Genomic DNA, 22,468 nt, shown 5'->3' with positions numbered 1-22,468 from the left:
AATTTGAAAAGGAGGAGTAACCGTGATTCAATCGAACGCTACAAGAGCGAAATATCAGGGGAAGAGGGGGTGGCTATTAGGAATCATGCTCTGCATGGTCCTATCGATGGTCTATCCGTCATTCAGCAGCAAAGCAGACGCCGCAGCTGCAGCATCCACGTATAAGTCAGTAGGATATTTTATCGAGTGGGCCATTTATGATCAGAACTATCAGGTTGAGCATATCGATGGAAGTCAGCTGACTCACTTGAATTATGCCTTTGCAGATGTATGTTGGAACGGACGGCACGGCAATCCATCGAATGCGAAAGACAATCCGAACAAACAAACCTGGCCCTGCAAAGACAGCGGCGTACCTACCCAAACCGGAAACGTCCCTAATGGCGCTATTGTTCTGGGCGATCCATGGGCGGACGTCAATCATGATGACGGCATTCCACTTGAATGGGAGGAATGCTCAAAGGGTCTCTGCGGCAACTTCTATAAGCTCAAGCAGTTGAAAGCGAAATATCCTCATCTCAAAACCCTTCTATCTGTAGGTGGATGGACTTGGTCCAACCGCTTCTCCGATGTAGCCGCCGATCCTACCGCTCGCCAGAACTTCGCCAACTCCGCTGTCAATGTCATCCGCACCTACGGTTTTGACGGCATAGATGTAGATTGGGAATACCCTGTTGAAGGGGGGCTTACTGGCAACAGTGCCCGCCCAGAGGATAAGCAGAACTTTACGTTGCTCCTTCAGGATGTCCGTGCGAAGCTCAATCAAGCCGGCAGCGAAGATGGCCGCACTTACCTTCTCACGATTGCTACAAGAGCAAATGAATCCTACTTAAGAACAACGGAAATCGCACAGGTCGCAAGCATCGTTGACTGGATGAACATCATGACTTATGACTTTCATGGAGATTGGGAGCAGGCAACCAATCATAACGCCCCGCTCTACAGCGACCCTCATGATCCGTCTTCCAGCACAGGCTTCTACGTCGATTATGCCGTGAAAGCCTATAAGCAAGCAGGCGTTCCGAGTGATAAGATCGTGCTGGGCCTGCCATTCTATGGTCGAGGCTGGAAGAACTGTGCGAAAGGACCGAATCAGGACGGTTTATATCAAGCCTGCACACCGGATTACAATGGTGATGTAGCTGCTAGAGGGACTTGGGACAATTATGAAACAGGCTCAACGGGCATGTTCGACTACGGCGACCTGATTGCCAATATGGTCAACAAGAACGGATACACCCGATATTGGAATGATGCCGCAAAAGTACCTTATCTGTACCAGCCAAGTACAGGAACCTTTATCAGCTATGAGGATCTGGAGTCCATTAGCTACAAGACGGCCTATATCAAGAGTGAGAGTCTTGGCGGGGCCATGATCTGGGATATCAGCATGGACTGCCGTACGAGTCCTAAATATGCATGCTCAGGAGATACGCTGCTTGGCCGGGTGACGCAGGACTTGGGTGTTGGTGCTCCATCTGGTGATCAGCTGCCTCCAACAATACCAACCGGAGTCACTGCAAGCAATATAACAAGCAGCTCTGCTCAGCTGTCCTGGACACCTTCCCAAGATAATGTAGGCGTGACAGGCTACGATGTCTACCTTGGGAACGCCCTATACGTGTCGGTTGCATCAACTACCGCGACCTTAAGCGGACTAAGCCCAAATACGAGCTATACGGTGACTGTAAAAGCAAAGGATGCAGCTGGCAATCTCTCTGGCAGCAGCGCGCCTGCTCCATTCACTACACTTCCCGCATCCGCTGACACGACACCACCTACTCCGCCTACAATCTTGACCTCAGCAGCTATCACGGATTCGAGTGTGACGCTAACCTGGAGCGGGGCCACCGATAATGTAGGCGTCGCAGCCTACGAAGTCTATAATGGCACCAATCTTGCAGCCACGGTCACAGGGACGACATATACCGTGTCCAACCTTGCACCAAATACCGCCTATACCTTCCAGATCAAATCGAAAGACGCGGCTGGCAATACATCAGCACTCAGTAAAAAACTAACCATCTCAACACTCGCAGAAAACGACCTCGTTCCGCCGACAACACCAGCAAACCTCGCTTCTACCGCTCGTACGGATACGACCATTTCACTTAGCTGGAGTCCATCCACAGATAACGTCGGGGTAACGAGCTATGTTATCTACGTGAACGGAAGCCAGGCAGCCTCAACTGCAGGTACAACAACAAGCTATACGTTGACTGGACTTGCAAAGGTGACCACCTACTCGATTCAAATTGCAGCAAAGGATGCGGCTGGCAACCAATCGCCAAGCAGCACTGCGATTAACGTCACAACCGAGTCCGCATCCACAGGCCCAGCAGCTTGGGCACCGAATACAGCATACACAGTGGGTCAAGAAGTCTCGTACAATAACGTGGTATACGTTTGCAGAATCGCGCACACCTCACTGACTGGATGGGAGCCCCCAGCTGTACCGGCGCTTTGGATGAAGAAATAAGTCCTTAAAGATAAGCTGCAGCGTTTAGAGGTTGTTCTTATCGCTAATATAGAATTAGATGAGATTCAAGAAGCATCGCTTATATATTTTATATGGTAAAAAAATGGCCCGATCGAGATCTTAAAGATCTGATCGGGCCACTCTTCCATTTTATTAAACATGATAATCCTGAGGAAATGCAGCCTTTATGATGACTGAGCCGCAATTTTATCAAAAGCATCCAAGAAGGCTTCTACAGGCTGTGCTCCAGAAAGCGCATATTTATCATTAATAATAAAGAACGGCACGCCTTGAATGCCCACCTCACGGGCAAAAGACAAATCTTTCTTCACTTCTTCAACACCTTGACCTGCTTCAAGGCTCGCGCGAGCCGCTTCGCGATCCATGCCCGCCTGCTCCGCAACGTCGAGAAGAACATCGAGGTTGTAGACATCCAACGCTTTAGTAAAGTAAGCGTCATAAAGGCCATCCAACACGGCAAGCTTCAATTCAGGCGGTGCGACCTTGATTAATTGGTGACTGCGAAGGGTATTCGGCATATGATCGACATGATTGAAATCAAAATGCAAGCCGCATTGCTCACCTGCCTCGCAAACACGATCCGTCATTTGCTTGACCATGCCAGGGCTGCCAAACTTCTCAAAATACTTGGACAGCTTCATCCCTTCAGTTGGCATACTCGGATCCAATTGATAGGCATGAATGTTCACTTCTACTGGTTCGCCTGTCCATTGCTCCATCGCTTGGAACAAATGCTGCTTGCCGATACGGCACCATGGACATACAATATCAACAAATAAATCTATCTTCATTTGTAATACCTCCTTGAACGAACGCGTTGTAATGGTTCAATGGCATTAGTATATCACAACAACTTACTAAATGTAAGTATATTTTATAAAGTTATTAATAATTTCTCCGTACCTTATTAACTAACTATTCCCCATAGATGATCATCATGATACAAAGCTTAGAAGAGAAACCTTCTTCCAGGGATTATCGTACGAAAAAGAAGCGATGACAACATCACTGTGTTCTAAAACACAGAATCATGATGCCGCCATCGCCTATGGATTTACTTGCTATTCTCTTATACTTACTTGCAGTGCTCTTATAATGGAAGCTCCAGTCCCTCCACAGCGAGATGGAAACCGCGTTCCAGTACATGCTTCACAAAGGGATCCGTCTCATCCAACACAGGATTCGTATGGTTGAAATGCGTAAAGTACACAGCAGTCTTATCTACTAGATCCTGCAGACGATCCATGGTTTCCGTAATGACGGGATGCGGAATTTCTTTATAATTGCGCCCCATCTTTTCTATCTCTTCGATAGAATGGAAGGTGCCGTCCAACAAGCAGATATCTGCTTCCTTTGCCATGTCGTGAATATCGTAAGCCCAGTCCTCCCAGCGATCAATATCCGGAATGTAAAGCAGCTTGCGAGACGGTCCCTCGACCCAGAATCCAAATGTCTCGGAGAATTCATTGCGATGCGGAACTTCTACTGGAGTGATGCGCACTTGCTTGGACAGTTCTATCACTTGTTCCTGCTGCACCAACTGCGGACGAATATTGTTTAACGCCACAAGCTGCTTCCACGGTGCATCATTTTCAAGCATATGCTTCATCTTCTCGCCGCAGAAGACGGGAATCCCCTTCGCTCCAATCGCTTCTCTCCCCAAGAACATGAGCCCAGGGTAGTGACCGATATGTGCATGAGTCAGCCAAATACTTTCCATTAATTGACCGAACCAGCCGTATTTCAACTGGATCATCGCGAGTTGTTCTCTTAGATCGGGTGTGGCATCAATGAGATGCCACTGCTTTGTGTTTGTTTCCACGACTGCTAGAGAAGATGCGAAGCGTCGGCGCTCAGGCAGTTCCATCGCGGTCTTGCAATGGCCACAGAAGCAATTGGGATGCGGAACACCTGCGTCCTGTGCAGTCCCTACAATGGTAACGATAACACTGCTCATGATGCTACCTCCTTAGCTTGTCCGCTTTCTGCAACAGACGTGTAGTCTTTTTTCGTAATTGTCCATCCGGTTATGCCGTATAAAATGTTGATTAGCGGAACCAAGAATGCAAAGAAAATGTAAGGTATGAATTCCTCAGCCGGTACGCCCAGCATGTTGGCGGCGAACACCGCCGGAACTCCCCAAGGTACTAAGGTGATGCCTACTGTCCCTGCAGCCTCAACGCATCTGGATAAATTTTTCGTATCGATGTTCAAGTCCTTGTATGTCTGCACAAAGGTTCTCGTTGGCAGGATGATGGCAAGAAACTGAGCTCCGCTTGCAAATGCAACGATAAACGTTGAGACAATCGTAGTCGCAATTAGCGAACCAGATGATTTAATCTTATGAACGAACGGACGAACCAGCGCCTCGAAAATATGTGTGCCTTCCAAGAGGCCCCCTAGCGCAGTCGCAATCGTCAAGAGTCCTATTGTATTGAGCATGGAGACGATCCCGCCGCCGTTAAGCAAAGAATCGACTGCCTCTACACCAGATTCGATATGAACGCCTGAGGTCATCGTATTCACCATTCCAGCTATCGTATCGCCTTGGACAAAGATCGAGATCAAGCCTCCCAGCAAGCCCACAAACAGCAAGGCTGGCAATGCGGGCATCCGCTTCATCATCAAGAAGATAGTGAATACCGGCAGAAGCAGCAGCAGCGGATGAATCAGGAAGATGTTCTCAATTCCTGTCAGTATCGTGTCGATGTTGCCCGTATCGACCGACTGCGCTGCTGAACCGTGACCGATAATCAGGTACAGCACAATCGCAATCAGAAAGGCTGGAATCGTGTCCCACAGCATATGGCGAACGTGACTAAACAAGTCTGTATCCGCCATTGCTGGCGCAATATTTGTTGTATCGGAAAGAGGCGACAATTTATCCCCGAAAAAGGCTCCTGAAATAACAGCTCCGGCGATGAGAGCGGGAGAGAATCCCATTCCTTCACCTATGACCATGAATGCAAGTCCAATCGTTGCAATGGAAGTGAAGGAACTGCCAACCGTAACGGCAACAATACCCGTCACAATCGCAGCAGCAGGAACGAAAAAGGATGGATGAATAAAAGATAAGCCGTAGTAGATCATCGCGGGGATAACGCCGCTTGAGATCCAGGTGCCGACGATCATCCCAATGACGAGCAGAATAAAGATCGCAGGCAGTGCCTTGGCTACGCCTTTCACCATCATGTCTTGAAGCTCGTCCCAGCGATAGCCATTCATCACCCCTACGAGAACGGTGACGATGATGCCGATGATAAGCGGGATAAACATTCCAGCTTTCCAAACCAAAATGGAAGCTGCACCCGCAATCATTAGCGCAAGAATAGGCAATAACGCTAAACTGATGGATACTTGTCGTTTCATGTTCATTTCACTCCCTTACGTCTTAGTTGTCATGATTGTTGTTCTTAAGTCGACTTGTTGAACAATGGTTATATAAATAAAAAAACTTCCATCCCAAAATAGGGACGGAAGTTCCGCGGTACCACCCTGATTAGCAAACCCGAAGGGTTTGCTCACTCATCACATTAACGGCATAGGCCGGACATATCCTGTCAGCTCCCTAACTGTAATTCACTGATTGCTCGGGCTTAGTTCGCACCCACCACTAAGTCTCTGTTGCTCCCGCTGCGAGCAGCTACTCTGTTAGTTCAACGCTTTTCTGCTATTCTGCTTTTTTGTATTAAATCACATTATAGACCTATCTTTTTGATTGTCAACACAAAATAAATTTCATGTTTTTTCCACACAATCACATTGGAAGCGCTTAATATTTTGTGCAATTGACTTCCTATCAAAGGATGAATAGCTATTGCTGAAGCGATAAATCAGGCTTAACTGCCAACTCCAATTTTCCATTATATAACACACGAATCCATCATTCTAGGCAGAGCCATAATATAAAAAAAGCCTGCTGCAAGCATGAATAATGCTCACAACAGGCCGTTAGCATGTTTATTTAGAACGGGTTCATTACATGGAAAAAGACGTTAGGCGATGCCATCCGCAAATAATAGCTGGACCACCCAATTCCCTGATGATTGAATCGATTGCGAGTGCTGAAGACAAGGCGCTCCTGCTCTAGCTCCTCGATTCGTTCGATGCGTCCCTCCACATAATCCATGATTCGATCCGCTGCGGATTCCAAGCGATGTACGACCCCGCCATAGCGAATGTCGATCACTTCCCAGCCAAACGGCTTGAACATGCTGAGCCACTGGGATCGATGGGATGCGCGAAGCGCCTTTACAGCGCTAATAATCTTCGGCAGCGTGTCCAATGCAATAGAGCGCATTGTCTCATGATCCTTCGCGTCATATGCCCGTTTAAGATCAATGCCGATCTCGCTTTTTAGCTTCAATACACGAGACAGCTTCTCTGGAACATCAAAGATATAATCAAGAGCCGCCTCGCTGTTGCGCTTGGCCTGAATCGAAGCTTCGAGCGCCGCATAATGGTCATTCATCGGCAGACCCTCGATCTGCTTGTCGAATAAGCCGAGCAGCACATCCTGATACAAAAGGAACTTGGAAGGATTGCTCTGCTTCCGATTGTTTGGCTCTGAGCCTGGTGTCTCGTCCAAATCCTTGACGAGCAGGAACGTATCATAGTCGATTCCTGTACAGAACTTCACACGCTCCTCCAGCCATGCTTGATCCACATCCGCTTCCGTATAGGCATGCTCTGCATAGAATTGGAGCCCGAGCAGCGCGATATACGGATTGCTTTCCATGCCGTCATCGCCCCACATCGTCGCGTACACATCGCGAATGCCTTCGCGCTTGCACACTTTGAGGGCATCTGCCGTTGCCAGCAAGGACAAGCCATAATTGACGCCGAATGTGTTAAACACCCACACCCCGCCTGCAAACGACAGCTTCGTTCCAAGCGGACGATGATTCTCGATCAGCTGCTCATAATGCTCCTCACCGATATGGGCGTAGTCCCAATACACCATCTCAACATCCTTCGGAATGCGGCTTGCCATCTCCTCCGGAATCTCGGTATCATGACTAAAATGCTCGTTCTCGCTGCTCTTCGACGCCAGCTTCAAGAACATATCGCTCCACATGATCGGCTCCAGCCCTTTGCGGCGTACAATCTCGAGCACTTTGTCCAAATGGCTGACCATAATATCAAACCGCTCAGCGTAGCCGTTCTTATCGAGATACTTGCCACGGCCAACCTCCTCAGCCTCATCCATACCGATATGCATCTTGCGGCTTCGGAATGGCGCACTGGAAGCTTCAATCATGCGCTCGACGAGATCCAGCACACGCTCGTCATTCGCAAGCAGCGCCCCCTTCGTATCCTTGTATTCCTTCACAGGCTCCCACTTCAGGAATTCCTCCAAGTGAGCAAGCGTCTGGATGCTAGGGAAGGCTTCGATTCCGAATTGATCCGCATAATCATCGATCGACCGAATCTCCTCCTGGGTGTATCTGCCCCGCATGTAGCCGAAGTACGGTTCACCCTCGATCTCATAGGTATCCTCCATGTACAGCATGACCGTATTCATGCCCATCAACGCCATTTTGCGAAGCATCAGCTTAAAGCTGTCAACCGTAAGGACGCCATTGCGGGAAAGATCGAACATGGGACCGACCGAGTCGAATCGCTGCGTTTCTTGGTGCTGGAAGGCTTCCCCTCCCTGCCCACGCTGCACAAGCAAGCCTAGACCTCTGAAAAATTGATGCTTCTGAGCGTATCGAATGTACGCCTCCTGACCATTGAAGCCGACTTCCAAATCACCTATTGGTGACGCTTCCACCACTACAGGAATACCATCATCTGAGCGTTCAAAAGGAATCTCTTGGGCTAATTCCCGAATCCCTTGTTCTAGCAGCTGAATATCTCCATCAAAGCGCAGTTTCATAGTTGAATCCCCCTTGCAGGATTGTGATGAGTGCATATGAGTCTATTATATGGGAAAAAGATTCGCTTGGGGAGAAAAAAGATAAGCGGTTTAATATTTTTGATGAATGCTAGAGAAGGATTCTGCAACATAGAAATGGGAATCCTTCTCGTTTTCGATGTTATGTGATTCTCAAATTAAATACTTAAGATCTTAAGCTCAGCGCTGCTTGCAGCGCCTCTGGAATGCTCATCAACTGCTTATCGGATGCAGCACGCTTCTTCACTTCCACCAATCCCTGCTCAAGATCGCGACCCAGCACAATACGAAGCGGAATACCGATCAGATCCGCATCCTTCAGCTTCACGCCGATGCGCTCATCTCGATCATCGAAGAGAACCTCTACGCCCGCAGCCGCAAGCTCCTTGTACAGCTGTTCTGCCGCATCGCGCTGGGCATCGTCCTTTATGGACACCGGAATGACATGCACATGGAATGGCGCAATGGCCGCTGGCCATACAAGACCATGCTGATCGTGCTGCTGCTCTGCGCTGGTCGCTAACAGCCTAGAAATGCCGATGCCATAGCAGCCCATCGTGATCGTTTGCTCGCGGCCCTGTTCGTTCAGGAATGCTGCATGCAGCGGCTCACTGTATTTTTGACCGAGCTTGAAGATATGACCGACCTCAATTCCTTTCTGAAACTGAAGCGTGCCCTCACAATGCGGACAGCAATCGCCCTCAACCACATTGCGATAATCCCCTATGTGAGTCCACTTGAAGTCTCTGCCCGGTACGGCATGCAGCAGGTGATAGTCCTGCTCATTTGCACCGATGATGGCTTCTTGGAGCTCTGCCGCATGAGCATCTACGAGCACGGGCACGCTCAGCCCGACAGGGCCTGCAAACCCGTGAGGAGCACCCGTGATTTGCAGAATGGTCTCCTCATCCGCGAGCTCGATTTCGTTTGCCTGCAAGGCATTTTTCACCTTGGTCTCATTCATCTCATGATCGCCGCGAAGGAGCACTGCCGCTGGCTTACCGTCCGCCAACACAATCATGGTCTTTATCAATTGAGCAGGTTGAACGTTGAAATACTGGGCAAGCTCCTCTATTGTTCTAACTTGTGGCGTATGAATCCGTTCCATCGGAGGAATGGATGCTGTTAAGAGGGATTCCATCATAGAAGTGGAATCCACGGACGAATCCCCTTGAGCCTTCCGTTCCGAATCATTAGCATAAGCATCTAAGGCCGCCTGCTCGTGCTTCGCATGCGCACGCTCCAGATTGGAGGCATAGTCGCAGGACGAACACGTTACAATGGTATCCTCGCCAATATCCGTTAGCGCCATAAACTCATGAGTGTCCCCATCCCCGCCAATCGCTCCTGCATCAGCCTCTACTGCTAGATAGCGAAGTCCCGCACGTTCAAAGATGCGATGATAGGCAGCATGCATGTGCCAGTATTGCGTGTTTAGGCCTTCAGTATCGATATCAAAGGAATAAGCATCCTTCATCAGAAACTCTCTGCCGCGCAGCAGGCCAAACCTTGGACGCTTCTCATCCCTGAACTTAGTCTGAATCTGATAGACAGTCAGCGGCAGCTTGCGATACGAATTAATCTCCTGGCCAATAAGTGTGGTCACAACCTCTTCATGAGTAGGGCCCAGTGCAAACTCGCGCCCGCTGCGATCCTTCAGACGAATAAGCTCCGGACCATACACGTCATATCGGCCGGAAGCCTGCCATAACTCCGTTGGCTGGATGGCCGGCATCAGCAGCTCCTGCGCGCCGATGCCGTCCATTTCATTCCGAATGATCTGTTCAAGCTTCCGGAGCACTCTTCTGCCAAGCGGCAAATAATGATACACACCAGCCGCGACTTGCCGTATATAGCCAGCGCGAAGCAAAAGCTGATGACTTGCAACTTCTGCATCGCTAGGCGCCTCTCTTAATGTTGGTGCAAACAGTGTACGTTGTCTCATAATGGCATTCACCCTCCTTTTCAATTGGAACCATAGAAAGATTGCATTTGACTGATTGCGTCAGCCCTCAGCCATTTGAACTGCTGAAACGATGAATCATCGTTGGAGCTAATAATTTGGTCTAGCACTTTGCTATTTGGATGGCTTCTTCAGTCCTTAACTTTCAAAGCCTATCCCCTTCTTCAAGCAACAAAAAAACGCACTCGTCAGGGACGAATGCGCTCGTGGTACCACCCTTTTGTCACAAGGAGATCAGCTTATAGAAGCAAGCATCAATCAACCATGCATGATTGATTTCTCTTGTGCTCTAGCTGGATAACGGCCAGGTCCGGCAGCGGTTAGGTTCCTGTGTTCTTGTCGCACACAAGCATGCAAGTAACGGTCCCGCGCAGCTACAAGGCAGGAAGCACATATCGTTGACTGTACCCTCTCACCATTCAGGTACCTCTCTGGAAGACACGTGTATGCGCCTATATCCTTGATGATTGCTGTTCAATCAGGTTTGAAGTATTGGAAAGTAGTGTATCATGTTCCATTCGCATTCTCAAGATCCTTCTTGCAGCATGGCAAAGCCCCGCCCCCACAATGTGAGGAACAGGGCTTACGCTTACTGAAGAAGGATGAAACCGATTAGCGAATACGGAAGCCGTGAGCAATTGGAGCTGCTGTTACGTCTGTATCCGCTGGCAGTGTTACCGTAATGCCTTTGTCCGTCTTCTCAAAAGCAAGGTTTTGTGCGCCGCCAAGCAGATCCACTTGCTTAACAGGTTCAGTGTAAGGAAGATGCACAGTACGAGAAACCTGCTCGCCATCACCATACATACGGAATGCATATACCGTATCGCCTTTATGTGTAAAGGCGACGTTATCGGTAACATACGGAGCGCATACCCGAGTACCGTAAATCCCCTCTCCATGCACTTCCATCCATGCCCCAATCTCCTTCATGCGGTTGATCGCTTCTACAGGCAGACGGCCATCTGGCTGAGGTGTAACATTAAGCGCCAAGTTGCCGCCTTTAGCCACGATCTCAAGCAGCATATGAATGAGCTCACGAGTCGATTTGTATTCATCATCATAACGGAAGGAGAACGCTCTTCCCATCGTGATGCAGCTTTCCCAAGGCACCATTAACGGACGATCAGGAATCGTTTGCTCTGGTGTTACGTAGTTTTCGTATTTGCCGCCAATTGTACGATCTGCAACCAAGAGCCAAGGCTGATGCTGGCGCATGCGATCTACAATGTCTCCAAGCAGAATGTCCTGCTTGCCCTTGCCTACCCAGCCTGCATCGAGCCACAGAATGTCAATGCGGCCATAGCGTGTAAGCAATTCTTCAATCTGGTCATGTGTAAATTGAATGAAGTCATTCCAAAGCCATGGATACTTCTCAGGATCGTAGGAAGGTCCACGGGAAGTCGTCGTTCCACGCTCCATGCCTGGCGCCCAGTACGTTGGCGTATGCCAGTCAGCCTTGGAGAAGTAAGCTGCAATGGCGATTCCCTTCGCACGGAATGCGTCGAATACTTCACGCGTAATATCCGCATATTTATGGCCGTGGAATGGGCAGTCTTTATGCGTCACACGATAGTCCGTCGTATGGGTATCCCACATACAGAAGCCGTCATGATGCTTCGTTGTAAAGATTAAGTACTTGAAGCCGCCCTCAGCTGCGAGTTCAGCCCATTTGTCAGGCTGGAAGCGAAGCGGATTGAATGATTTGTTCAGGTCAAAATATTGACGCTTCAAGTCCTCGTCCGTTACATCCCAGTCTACTTCATTACGGGACCATTCTACATCCACGTCACTAAGCGCCCAGGATTCTACTAGACCGATCTGGGAGTATGTTCCCCAGTGCATCATCAAGCCAAGCTTCTGATCTTGGAACCATTCTAGTCTCTCTTGCAATTCAGGTTCTTCAGGACGTACGTAATGGTCTTCACTGCTATAGTTGTGTACGCCTTGCACGACAACCGGCTGTTCTTCTTGCTCTAGCTCTTGCTTCAATTCCTCTGACATGTCGTGTGCCTCCTTGATCCTTGTCTATCGGTATTACACGAGTGCTAAACTCTTGATCCCCCATTAATGTTATGGGTAACAATTTTGTTCAAGCTGAACATATCATGTATGCGTTTTAAATTCAACAGCAAAAGTTGCATATGCTCATTTTCTTTTGGATTCATGAAAATTACATTCGACAGATGTAAAATTTCCTGTAACATCGGTTGTTTTCAAATATTTATTCATGTGAAATTGATAACTTAAAATAGAGGGATTATGTCGTTACTCCGTGTAAAGGCGCTTCACAGATGCAATTAAAGACTGCCCTATACGATTAGGTATGGGGCAGCCTGATACTATTATCTGTATTAATGAAAACTATTAGTTTGAAGCCCTTACATATAACAAACGAACATCATCTAAACACCATGATGTTATAGCATTGCATTTCTATTATTCATCTGGAATAACAGCCATGGAATCTATCATTCAGTATCACCTTACATAAAATGCAGCAGCAATCTCTTTGTATAACGCGAGCGCACCATCATATAATACAGCACTTGAATGATTAGGAACGCAGCGATTACCGCTATGGAGCCAAGCAGGATAGAGTAATCTACCAGCTGCTGAAGCGCTAGGAACGCAACGGAACTATGAATCACGGCCACGACCATCGGCAGGAAGAACATAAGTCGCAGCTGCTGAGAAACGATTTTTTTAAGTTCTTTACGCGTCAGCCCTACTTTTGAGATGAGCTGGAATTGTTTCTGGTCTCGGTCAAGATCCGTATACAGACGGAAGTACAGGAAGCTTGCAGCAAAAGTAAAGAATACAACCCCTACGAGTGTGCTTAGGATAAAAAGAATCCCATTTTGCTGCTTCGATAACATCCAATATTCCACGAGAGCACTGAAATAATAACCGCCTTCCGTACTCATCGGAATTTCTTCAAATAGCTGCTTCGTAACAGGCAATGTCTTCTCCCACTCCGGCACGACGAAGTGGAACATCTTGCTGCGGCTCTCTTCCTCTTCCTTGGGGACCACGAAGCTATCGAAGACCTCATCGTTCACCACAAATGCCTTATACATCCCGGGAAATACCATGTATGGGGAGGCCATTTGCACGGGCATTATTTGTTCCTTGCCGTAAATACCAAATGATACCTCGGACGGTCTCACCGATGGCTTCTTAAATTGATCCCGTTCATAATAATTCACTGGGACAAGCATGACCTTATCTTGATCAAGTGAAATCTCTGGCTCATAGCCAAGGGCCTTAATCAATGCATTATACTCTGACAGCTTGATCAGCATGCCGCCATCATCCATGTATTTGGGCATATAGGAAGCCATATGGCTGGTAAAGCCTGCTTCCTTCAGCCGTTTTTGAATCAGCTCAATATGCTCTTCTTCTTTGTCATTCATCGTATTGGAAAAGTACGTAAACGCATACGGCGTTTCCATCTCGACTAAACCGGGATCTGCAATCGCGACACAGGCACCTATCCCTGTAAAGGCGACTGCCGAAATAATCGCGATCATGAAAAACATCGTCGCATTATCCTTCATGCGATAAGCAAGCTCTGATATGGTGAGCAGATTGGTCTTCTTCAGGAATAAACTTTCCTTCTTCCTCATCCAGCGAATCGCATAGACGCTAAGCTGCGTAAAGACGAAATAGGTTCCAAGTACGGTTAAGCCTACACCTGCCACAAGCAAAGGAAGGGAGAAAGCTCTTGCCAGTACAAAGAAAAACACACAGGCGTAACCCAACGCAATAAGAGAAACACCGAGTATGGATAATAGCAGCGAAGCTTTAGGCTCTGGCTTTGGCTTCTCCTCTGAACGAATCAATTCTACGAGCTGGGTTACTTTCACTGTTCTTGAGGTGAACAGCGATACCAGAAAAAACATGACCGCATAAGCAAGCGCCGTTACCGCAACAGCCTTCCAAGGCAAGTAGAAAGGAAGCCCGTTCTGAATATACAGCACCTTCGCACTGATGAGCAGCGTAAGCTTAGCAAAGACAAGACCCGTGAGGATTCCTGTTGCAATAGCCGCAAGGCCGATCATCAGGTTCTCGACAAATACTAAGCGGTGCAGCTGCTTGGTGGACATGCCATGCACCATCAGAATGCCGAATTCCCGCTTTCTTGTCTTAAGAAAAGCGCTTACGGAGTACATACAGAAGAAAAAGCTGAAGATGAAGATCAAGTACTGAGACACATTCATCCCCATCTGCGCAAGCTTGCTCATCGTTTCGCTCGTCGATTCCAGCTCTCCCTGTAGGTTCGGATGAAAGAGAAGCAGCGCATAGACGAAGAAGACCATAACAGAGAAGGAACTGCTTAAGAAATGGGCAACATAGATCCGCTTATTGCGAATGACATTATTAAACGCGAACTGTCGAAAAGTCATGACGGAATCCTCCCAATAAAGACAGCACATTGATAATTCGCTGATAGAACACTTCACGGTTGTCCCCGCACACAATCTCGTTATGAAGCTGTCCGTCCTTAATAAAGATCACTCGGTCACAGAAGCTTGCAGCCATCGCATCATGCGTGACCAGCATCGTCGTCGTATTCATTTCTTTATTGAGCTTGCTTAAGAGCTCCATGACATCTCGTGCCGCTTTAGAATCCAGATTCCCTGTCGGCTCGTCTGCAAGCACCAGCTTAGGCTTATGAATAAGTGCTCTCGCAACAGCTGTGCGCTGTGCTTGACCACCTGATATTTCAAAGGTGCGCTTATCAAGAATCTCCGTAATGCCAAGCTTCTCCGCAACCTCTTGCACCCGCAGCTTCATTTCCCTTATGGAGGAGCCGTCCAATGTCAATGGAAGCATAATATTCTCTTTAACTGTAAGCGTAGAGAGAAGATTGAAGGATTGAAACACGAACCCAAGCTCCCTTCTGCGATAAATCGCAAGCTCCTCTAACGTCATCTGATGGGGATTGACTCCTTCGATCTGAACCTCCCCTGAGGTAGGGTGATCGATTGTGGATACAATATTAAGAAGTGTAGTCTTCCCACTGCCTGACGGCCCCATGATGCCGACGAACTCCCCTTTTTGAAGAGTCATATCTACATTTGTTAATGCAGTGTAAGGCATTTTTTCGTTGTACGTCTTGCACAAGTCCCGAACGCGAACCATTTCCATGACTCATTCTCCTTTTTCCTCATTGTTATCTTCAGTGTACTCGAATAGGGGCTAAGCTCCTATCGCGCTATCTTTCACGAAGCTTACAAGCTTGTAAGAGTAGATACAGCCGTCAAAATGAAAGGGGATTGGGAAAAAACTTTTCATTTGTTACACAACTTTCACAAATTTCCATGAAAATTTACAGAAATAAACGCCGCTGTTATATTTTTGTGATAAACTTCTCCATTTAAACAACGATATATAGAGTGTTGTACTTCAATTACATAGACGACACTGGAGGGTTTTTATGCGCTTCAATATGAAGAAACTACGTCTGTTTCAAAAATTCTCGATTCAAAAGCAGCTAATCTTGACCTTTGGTACGATTATATTGATTCTATGCTTAAGCTTGTCCCTCTTCTCGTACTTCAGTGCGAAGAATGAACTTGACGATGCCAATCGTACGCTTCTGCCTCAGATGGCGATGCAGACAGCCAAGTTGTATGACCAGTATCTCACCCAGAGCCTGGACTTTGCAGAGCATCTCGCTCAACTGAATGAATTCGAGAACTTCAATCAAATGGTGCATTCCGACAAGGCAGCCACCGTTGAAAAGACCATTCAAAAATACTTAGACGAGTACGGCGCCATTAACTGGGGAGTTCTCAATACATCGGGAAAAAAAGTATTGGGACCAGACAAAGGACTTGATCTTTCCTTCCGAGATTACTTTAAAAAGGCGCTTCAAGGAGAAGTCAACACCTCTGACATGCTCCGAGACGTTAAATCTGATTACATCAGCATGGTTTATGCTGCACCGATCTACAATAACGACAAGGTTGTAGCCGTACTCTACTACGAAACGTCAGCTGAAGAACTTCAACAATTTGCTCTTGATATTCATGTAGGTGAAACGGGACATGCCTTTTTCGCAAGCAAAGACGGCACCCTCACCGCGCACGAAAACAATGAACTCGTCAAGCAGCAATTCAACTCTATCGAAGCGGCGAAGGAAGATCCGCAATATGCCAGCTTAGCAGAAGTTCAAAAGCGCATGGTAGCAGGAGAAGTAGGCTTCGGAAACTACTCCTATGAGGGATCAATAAAGAGTGTTGGCTTTGCGCCCGTTAGCAAGACAGGCGGCTCCGTGGGTATCTATCTGGATGACAGCGAGGTGCTCGCAGGAACGAAGCAAGTGCGCAATCTGCTGTTTATGATGTCCATTATCGGTATTCTCGTGGGATCCGCTCTCGTTGTCGTATTCTCTAATCGCTTATCTCGAGCGCTTCACTCTTTCAGCAATATCATTAATGCAACAGCATCCGGCGATCTTACTCACCAGGTTCATCCAAAGCTGCTTGCTCGCAAAGATGAGATCGGCGATATGGCAGTGATGATGAACAAGATGCAGGATTCGCTTCGCACCCTGCTTGGAACGGTTCAAACACAGTCCAATCATATCGATCAGGCCTCTATTCAGCTGAATCAGGCCGCTGAGGAAATGACAACCGCTACCGAGTCGGTCAGCATGTCCATTCAAGAGGTCGCAACTGGCGTGCAATCGCAAACGCAGGACCTCGTTCATATCAATGAAGCCATGAATGATTATGGCGACAAGCTTACGCTGATGACGAATGCCATTACAGAAGTAAGCGACCAAGGCAACCACATTTCGAATATGGCTAATGAAAGCAACAGCAACATGGAGAAGCTTGATGTATCGGTTAAGGAGATGCAGCATCGATTCGAGCAATTCATTACAAGCATTGAGCAATCGAGCGTAAGCTTCAAGCAAATTAGCCAAATGACGGATGTCATCAACAATATTTCGGAGCAAACGAATTTGCTTGCGCTTAATGCTGCTATTGAATCCGCGCGTGCGGGCGAAGCCGGAAAAGGCTTTGCCGTTGTAGCACAGGAAGTCCGCAAGCTGGCTGAGCAATCGCAAACCTCCGCGAAGCTGATAACGGAGCGAATTCAGCAAGTATCTGCTGATTCAGGCACCATGCTTGAGACAGCTCACAATATGAAGCAATCGATTGAGGAGCAGTTCACGGATATCGACACTTCCACTCAATCCTTCAAGCAGATTGTAGAGGCTATTGAGCTGATTACACCTCGTCTTGAGATGCTTCAGGAGAATGCGCATGCCATCATTGCAATGAAGGATGAGATGATCGGAAGAATCTCTGATTCCTCCTCTATTGCAGAGCAAATCTCTGCATCCTCGCAAGAGATTGCCGCTACGTCTGAGGAGACCGCAGCGTCCGCTGAGGAAGTGCAAGCGACAAGCGAATCGCTCTCTCAAATGACTCAGCGCATGGCAGAGGAGATGAAGAAGTTCAAGCTGTAACTTCGCAGGTCAATGTTTTATCGTCCGTAAAAAGAAGCCTCCTGATCCATATGGATTTGGGAGGCTTTTTGGCATATTCTCATTTTTATCATAATGGCCGTTTATCGTCATTGAAACCATCGGATGTGCTGAATTTGTGTTCGCCATTGATCGAGTTTCTTCTTCATGGGCCCTCTCGTATCTGGATTCAGCTTTAATGCAAGCTTATCGGCAATCCATTCGACTTGTTCCTGAACGCTCATCTGCTCAGAAGAAACTCTCGTTTCAAAGCATTCATGCGACAGCCCCGTTAGACAGCGTTCAATCTGCTGCTCCGCCCAAGAGCCCTTCCGTTCTCCACGCTTGCGAAGGCGCTTCTGCAAGGTTTCTTTTTCTGCCCATAGCGTAAAATGATGCACCGATACCTGCTGATCCCGAAGTCGGCCTACGATCTCCTCAAAGTAAAGCGGGTCGACAATGGTCATCGGCACAATCACAACCCCCTTATAATTCTGGGACAGGTGATAAAGCATCTGATAATTGATATCACGCCACATCGGAAAGTCTTGAAAATCACGCTTCGCAACTTCCTTCGGCACATTTTTTCGAATATAGTAGCCTGCTTCCTCCGGATCAAACACATGCGAATTCGGCAATCGGCGATAGAGCTCAAAGGCTGTAGAGGTCTTGCCAGAACCAAAGGCTCCGTTAATCCAAATGATCATAGGCTCTCCTCTCTCCTATTCACGCATTGGCTTGCATCGTATTATGGAAGGTTACATACACCGTTGTACCTTCTCCAACCACAGATTCGATGGTTACCTCATGATGCATCTTCTCTGCAATTGTCCGCACGAGATAGAGTCCCATGCCGGTCGATTCCTTGTACCTTCTTCCATTCTCGCCCGTGAAGAAGGGCTGGAACACCCGCGAAAGGTCTGTTTTTGGTATTCCTGCACCATGGTCCTGCACGGTAAGAACGATATCATTGCCATGTTCATAAGCCCCTATCTTGATCTGCGTTCTTGTGCCCGCTGAATATTTAATCGCATTAGACAACACTTGCTGCAGCAGGAATCTCAGCCACTTTGCATCACTTTCAACCTTATGCCGCTCGTCAATCTCGATAACGGGGTATACATAGTTGCGTATAAAGGATCGCTTATTTTCTTGAATGACCTCATGCGCCAGCTTCCGAAGCTCCACCTGCTCCACGTGAAAGTCCTGTGCAAAGGTCTCGAGCCTTGCCATATAAAGCACCATATCGAGCCCCTGCCGCAATCGATCCGCCTCTTCCGCAATGCTCTCAACCTCGGAATCATCGGTATTCTGAACGATCAGCTCAATCACAGATAGCGGCGTCTTCATCTGATGAACCCAGTGATTCATAAAGGTCTGATGCTCCTGCTGCTTACGCTCCCATACGCGGAGCTTGCCTTGATAATGCTGAAACTGCACGACAAGCAGATGCTGAAGCGCAGCGGGCACAGCGGCAATCGTCTTTGGCCTTGCTTCTGGAGGATCAACGGAGGGGTGCGATAGACTCTCATAATAGGAGCGGATCGTAAAGTAACGATACAGGATGAAGCCAAGCAGGAGAAAGGTGCCTAAAAACAAAGCATAAAAGGCGGTCAGCCCATCATCATAGCCATCGAACCAGAACACCATCAGCACGACGATGAGCTGAATCAGATTAAAGACAACAAGCGGAAGATGGTCCTTTATAAAAAGTCGCATGCTTACCCTTCTTCCCGCCAAGTAATATTCAACCGGTAGCCTACGCCACGCACCGTCTCCAAAGCTTCCTCGATTCCGATATCCGACAGCTTTTTGCGAAGCCTTGTAATATTTACACTCAGCGTGTTGTCATCCACATAATGATCATCGTCCCACAGCTTGCTTAGAATCGCCTCACGGCTTACAATCCGCGGACACTTCGTCAACAGTACCTCCATCAGAAGCGCCTCTTTCCTCGTTAGCACAATCAACTTGTCCTTCAGCTTAAGCTCCATTCGCTCGGGATAGAGCGCTAAGCCAAATTGCTCGATCGTGCGCTCCTTCATCGCATAGTCCCCGTACACTCTTCGGATCTGGCTTCTGATCTTCGCCATGACAACCTCAAAGGGAAATGGCTTCGTAATATAATCATCTGCTCCATTCTCAAGCGCCATCACTTGGTCCATCTCTCCGCTTCTCGCGGAAATAAAGATGATTGGACAAGTTGATAGCGTACGAATCTGGCGGCACCAATAGTAGCCGTCATAGCTCGGCAGGTTCACATCCATAAGCACGACTTGCGGCTGTATCTCCTGAAATTGATCCAGCACCCGGCTAAAGTCTTCTACAATGACTCCCTCATCGCCATACTTCTCAATATGGGATTGAAGCAGCTTAGCGATCTTCGGATCGTCCTCTACGATCATAATCGTATTCATTGTCATTCCTCCTGTTACCACAGTTCCCTAGACGCAAACGCAAGCATGCACAAGAGCAGTGCAAGAGCAGCTGTTCCTTCTCTTACACCTTAAAGTTACAGTTCCCTAACATCCACCTTACACGATATAACAGGCGTATGCCACCTTTGTATAGACGAGTTATTTCAGCAGCACCCCTCCATCGCGAGAGGAAGACGGATTGGCCGCTTTTAGCCCTTCGACAAATTCTTCCTTGACAGCAAGCCTTGACCACCTGCTACATTAAGAGGAAGATCTCGAATCTCTTCAAGCGGATAAGGAGGAGAATATCATGTCATGGCTTGATGCTTATGCACCCGAGAGCTTTGTTCATTATGGAGCTTCGCACGTTACTGCTTTAGCCATTGCAGCCATACTGATCATCGGTCTTTATCTATTCCGGTATTATTTTCGATACGGGCTGCCGAACACTATTCTTCGCTTCAGCATCTTGATCGTTCTTGTCATCTGTGAGGTTACATTAAATATCTGGTACGTATCTGAGGACGTGTACAACGTTAAGGACACACTTCCACTAGAATTATGTACGCTATCCTTGTACTTGAGCATTGCCATGCTGTTGCTTCGAAGCCAATGGCTTGCGCATCTCGTCTACTTTACAGGAATCGCTGGTGCCCTGCAGGCGCTGTTAACCCCTGCCCTGTCCTATGACTTCCCCCACTACCGATTCATCGAGTTCTTTGCAGCGCATATCGCCATTATCCTTGCTGCGCTGTATATGGTATGGGTGGAGGAATACCGTCCATCATGGAAAGCAATTGGCATCGCGATGCTGTATCTCAATGTCTTGCTAGTCGTCATTGGTGCAATCAACGCCATGCTGGGCAGCAACTACATGTTTATATCCGGCAAGCCCGAAACACCTTCTCTGCTTGATGTATTAGGTCCATACCCATGGTACTTGCTGTCCTTGGAAGGCATTGCGCTAGTCATGTTTGTCATCTTGTATCTTCCCTTTGCCTTTACGAAGAACCCAAGGAGGAGCAGGCAGCGCCTCCATTTGCCATAGTTCTTATGGGGTTGCTTCTCCCTCTTTCACTGCAATAGGAAGATGACGACCGACACGGTCAGCATGCTAAGCATGGTCGATACGAGCACTGTCTGCGAGGAGAATTCCTTCTCATTATCAAATTCTACAGCGAGCAGCACACTGCTGAGCGAGGTCGGCACCGCCGATGATACGATCAGTGCTGCTCCCATCATCTTATCGACGCCAAGCAAAGAGACTACGAGAAAGGCGAGTATAGGGCCTGCAACAAGCCGCAGCACACTCGATAGGCTGACATCAAGCACTTGCTGCCGATTCATTTTCCAGGACATGCTGCCCAACTGCACCCCTAGCGTAAACAGCGCCATGCCAAAGAAAGCATCCGCAATATAGCCAATCGGTATCTCCAGAAAGGTTGGAATAGGGATCTGGTAGCCCCTCATCCCGAATGCTAGCGGTATCACATATATGGTCGGCATGCTTAATATCGTCTTTGCAATCTGGCGAATGGTAGCTTTGTGGGCATTAACACTATAAATGCCATATGTATTCGGAACGAGCGACTGCATCATCATGATCAATACTTGGATCGACAGTGTGTAGGTGTTGCCTGCAAACGCAAGCTGATTGATAGGGATGCCGTAATTGGCGCTATTATAGAACAGCACGCTGTTTCGCATCGCAGCCCGCATGCCGCCCTGATATCCTCTTAGCCTTACGACGGCCTCAAGTACGGCGTATTGCAAAAGCATAAAGATCATGAAGAATAACAGAACCTGGCCAATAACCTGAATCGACAGCTCGGTTGTATACAGCAATTCGAACATGATGCATGGCGAGAACAGGTAAAAGTTAAGCTTGGATAAAGTCCGAATGTCTAATTGGAATAATCGCTGCAATAGAATACCGATCCCAATCACGATTGAGATCGGAATGACATTGTTCAATAAAATATGCAGAAAAATGTGCATGCACTCACCTACTGGGATTTATTTCTTCTTTGTACCTTCTATATATATCACATTTGACAGAGACCAGATACCATTTCAACGATATCGACGGGCATTTCCTCCTCAATACCGTCCAATTTTTGTTTGGTTTCTATCGTAGATTTTCTTACTTTTTTAAAGTAGAATAGAGAAACTGAGCGAAACATCACTCTGAAGAACAGGTAGGTAC

At 47.8% G+C, this 22,468-nt stretch carries 15 protein-coding genes and 1 other annotated feature; of the genes, 3 read left to right on the top strand and 12 right to left on the bottom strand.

Going from position 1 to position 22,468, the window contains the following annotated elements:
- Positions 1–22 precede the first annotated feature (22 nt).
- Positions 23–2,479, top strand: coding sequence for a glycosyl hydrolase family 18 protein (locus I2H74_RS11990; protein ID WP_420707444.1), 2,457 nt, complete (start codon positions 23–25; stop codon positions 2,477–2,479).
- A gap of 185 nt (positions 2,480–2,664) precedes the next feature.
- Here I2H74_RS11990 and I2H74_RS11985 read toward each other — a convergent pair whose 3' ends face one another.
- The 8 genes from I2H74_RS11985 to I2H74_RS11950 form a co-directional block, all read right to left on the bottom strand.
- On the bottom strand, positions 2,665–3,291 hold the full coding sequence (locus tag I2H74_RS11985; RefSeq protein ID WP_195574210.1) for a DsbA family oxidoreductase: 627 nt from the start codon (positions 3,289–3,291) through the stop codon (positions 2,665–2,667).
- A gap of 299 nt (positions 3,292–3,590) precedes the next feature.
- Positions 3,591–4,457 (bottom strand): MBL fold metallo-hydrolase, encoded by an 867-nt coding sequence (locus I2H74_RS11980; protein ID WP_195574209.1) that lies wholly within the window; start codon positions 4,455–4,457, stop codon positions 3,591–3,593.
- Positions 4,454–5,869: a Na+/H+ antiporter NhaC gene (gene nhaC, locus I2H74_RS11975; protein WP_195574208.1), complete on the bottom strand. Its 1,416-nt coding sequence runs from the start codon at positions 5,867–5,869 to the stop codon at positions 4,454–4,456. The genes I2H74_RS11980 and nhaC overlap by 4 nt, the downstream gene beginning before the upstream one ends.
- 97 nt (positions 5,870–5,966) lie before the next feature.
- Positions 5,967–6,169: a binding site (T-box leader), on the bottom strand.
- Positions 6,170–6,464: 295 nt separating this feature from the next.
- Entirely contained in the window at positions 6,465–8,381 is a 1,917-nt protein-coding gene (locus tag I2H74_RS11970; RefSeq protein ID WP_195574207.1) for a beta-N-acetylhexosaminidase, read from the bottom strand.
- Between the two features lie 184 nt (positions 8,382–8,565).
- On the bottom strand, positions 8,566–10,344 hold the full coding sequence (locus I2H74_RS11965; RefSeq protein WP_195574206.1) for a proline--tRNA ligase: 1,779 nt from the start codon (positions 10,342–10,344) through the stop codon (positions 8,566–8,568).
- Between the two features lie 630 nt (positions 10,345–10,974).
- A complete protein-coding gene (locus I2H74_RS11960; RefSeq protein ID WP_195574205.1) occupies positions 10,975–12,363 on the bottom strand; it encodes an alpha-L-fucosidase in 1,389 nt (462 codons plus the stop codon).
- A gap of 482 nt (positions 12,364–12,845) precedes the next feature.
- The gene (locus I2H74_RS11955; RefSeq protein ID WP_195574204.1) at positions 12,846–14,768 is read right to left on the bottom strand and encodes an ABC transporter permease; all 1,923 of its coding nucleotides are present in this window, start codon (positions 14,766–14,768) and stop codon (positions 12,846–12,848) included.
- Positions 14,743–15,513, bottom strand: a complete 771-nt coding sequence (locus I2H74_RS11950) for an ABC transporter ATP-binding protein (protein ID WP_195574203.1) — start codon at positions 15,511–15,513, stop codon at positions 14,743–14,745. The genes I2H74_RS11955 and I2H74_RS11950 overlap by 26 nt, the downstream gene beginning before the upstream one ends.
- Positions 15,514–15,802: 289 nt before the next feature.
- On the opposite strand from I2H74_RS11950, the gene I2H74_RS11945 reads away from it, so the two are divergent.
- On the top strand, positions 15,803–17,848 hold the full coding sequence (locus I2H74_RS11945) for a methyl-accepting chemotaxis protein (protein ID WP_229106597.1): 2,046 nt from the start codon (positions 15,803–15,805) through the stop codon (positions 17,846–17,848).
- Between the two features lie 107 nt (positions 17,849–17,955).
- On the opposite strand, the gene I2H74_RS11940 is transcribed toward I2H74_RS11945, so the two are convergent.
- The 3 genes from I2H74_RS11940 to I2H74_RS11930 are packed head-to-tail and all read right to left on the bottom strand — an operon-like array spanning position 17,956 to position 20,262.
- Complete coding sequence (locus tag I2H74_RS11940) at positions 17,956–18,552, bottom strand: AAA family ATPase (RefSeq protein ID WP_195574201.1); 597 nt, start codon at positions 18,550–18,552, stop codon at positions 17,956–17,958.
- A 19-nt stretch (positions 18,553–18,571) separates the two neighbouring features.
- Positions 18,572–19,564, bottom strand: coding sequence for a sensor histidine kinase (locus I2H74_RS11935; protein WP_195574200.1), 993 nt, complete (start codon positions 19,562–19,564; stop codon positions 18,572–18,574).
- 2 nt (positions 19,565–19,566) lie between these two features.
- Complete coding sequence (locus I2H74_RS11930; RefSeq protein ID WP_195574199.1) at positions 19,567–20,262, bottom strand: response regulator transcription factor; 696 nt, start codon at positions 20,260–20,262, stop codon at positions 19,567–19,569.
- Between the two features lie 310 nt (positions 20,263–20,572).
- Between I2H74_RS11930 and I2H74_RS11925 the strand changes: the two genes are divergently transcribed.
- Positions 20,573–21,310, top strand: coding sequence for a TIGR02206 family membrane protein (locus I2H74_RS11925; protein WP_195574198.1), 738 nt, complete (start codon positions 20,573–20,575; stop codon positions 21,308–21,310).
- Between the two features lie 26 nt (positions 21,311–21,336).
- Here I2H74_RS11925 and I2H74_RS11920 read toward each other — a convergent pair whose 3' ends face one another.
- Complete coding sequence (locus tag I2H74_RS11920; protein ID WP_195574197.1) at positions 21,337–22,260, bottom strand: AEC family transporter; 924 nt, start codon at positions 22,258–22,260, stop codon at positions 21,337–21,339.
- Between the last annotated feature and the right edge of the window lie 208 nt (positions 22,261–22,468).

This window comes from Paenibacillus sp. 1001270B_150601_E10 (assembly GCF_015558675.1).
In the GTDB taxonomy this organism is placed as follows: domain Bacteria; phylum Bacillota; class Bacilli; order Paenibacillales; family Paenibacillaceae; genus Paenibacillus_B.
This window is presented reverse-complemented; position numbering and strand designations above follow the sequence as displayed.

What these genes read in the sequence shown, in the direction of transcription:
- I2H74_RS11945 (WP_229106597.1), top strand. Translation starts at nt 15,803, where the DNA reads ATGCGCTTCAATATGAAGAAACTACGTCTGTTTCAAAAATTCTCGATT.
- I2H74_RS11950 (WP_195574203.1), bottom strand. Translation starts at nt 15,513, where the DNA reads ATGGAAATGGTTCGCGTTCGGGACTTGTGCAAGACGTACAACGAAAAA.
- I2H74_RS11970 (WP_195574207.1), bottom strand. Translation starts at nt 8,381, where the DNA reads ATGAAACTGCGCTTTGATGGAGATATTCAGCTGCTAGAACAAGGGATT.
- I2H74_RS11940 (WP_195574201.1), bottom strand. Translation starts at nt 18,552, where the DNA reads ATGATCATTTGGATTAACGGAGCCTTTGGTTCTGGCAAGACCTCTACA.
- I2H74_RS11960 (WP_195574205.1), bottom strand. Translation starts at nt 12,363, where the DNA reads ATGTCAGAGGAATTGAAGCAAGAGCTAGAGCAAGAAGAACAGCCGGTT.
- I2H74_RS11920 (WP_195574197.1), bottom strand. Translation starts at nt 22,260, where the DNA reads ATGCACATTTTTCTGCATATTTTATTGAACAATGTCATTCCGATCTCA.
- I2H74_RS11935 (WP_195574200.1), bottom strand. Translation starts at nt 19,564, where the DNA reads ATGCGACTTTTTATAAAGGACCATCTTCCGCTTGTTGTCTTTAATCTG.
- I2H74_RS11955 (WP_195574204.1), bottom strand. Translation starts at nt 14,768, where the DNA reads ATGACTTTTCGACAGTTCGCGTTTAATAATGTCATTCGCAATAAGCGG.
- nhaC (WP_195574208.1), bottom strand. Translation starts at nt 5,869, where the DNA reads ATGAAACGACAAGTATCCATCAGTTTAGCGTTATTGCCTATTCTTGCG.
- I2H74_RS11930 (WP_195574199.1), bottom strand. Translation starts at nt 20,262, where the DNA reads ATGAATACGATTATGATCGTAGAGGACGATCCGAAGATCGCTAAGCTG.
- I2H74_RS11925 (WP_195574198.1), top strand. Translation starts at nt 20,573, where the DNA reads ATGTCATGGCTTGATGCTTATGCACCCGAGAGCTTTGTTCATTATGGA.
- I2H74_RS11985 (WP_195574210.1), bottom strand. Translation starts at nt 3,291, where the DNA reads ATGAAGATAGATTTATTTGTTGATATTGTATGTCCATGGTGCCGTATC.
- I2H74_RS11980 (WP_195574209.1), bottom strand. Translation starts at nt 4,457, where the DNA reads ATGAGCAGTGTTATCGTTACCATTGTAGGGACTGCACAGGACGCAGGT.
- I2H74_RS11965 (WP_195574206.1), bottom strand. Translation starts at nt 10,344, where the DNA reads ATGAGACAACGTACACTGTTTGCACCAACATTAAGAGAGGCGCCTAGC.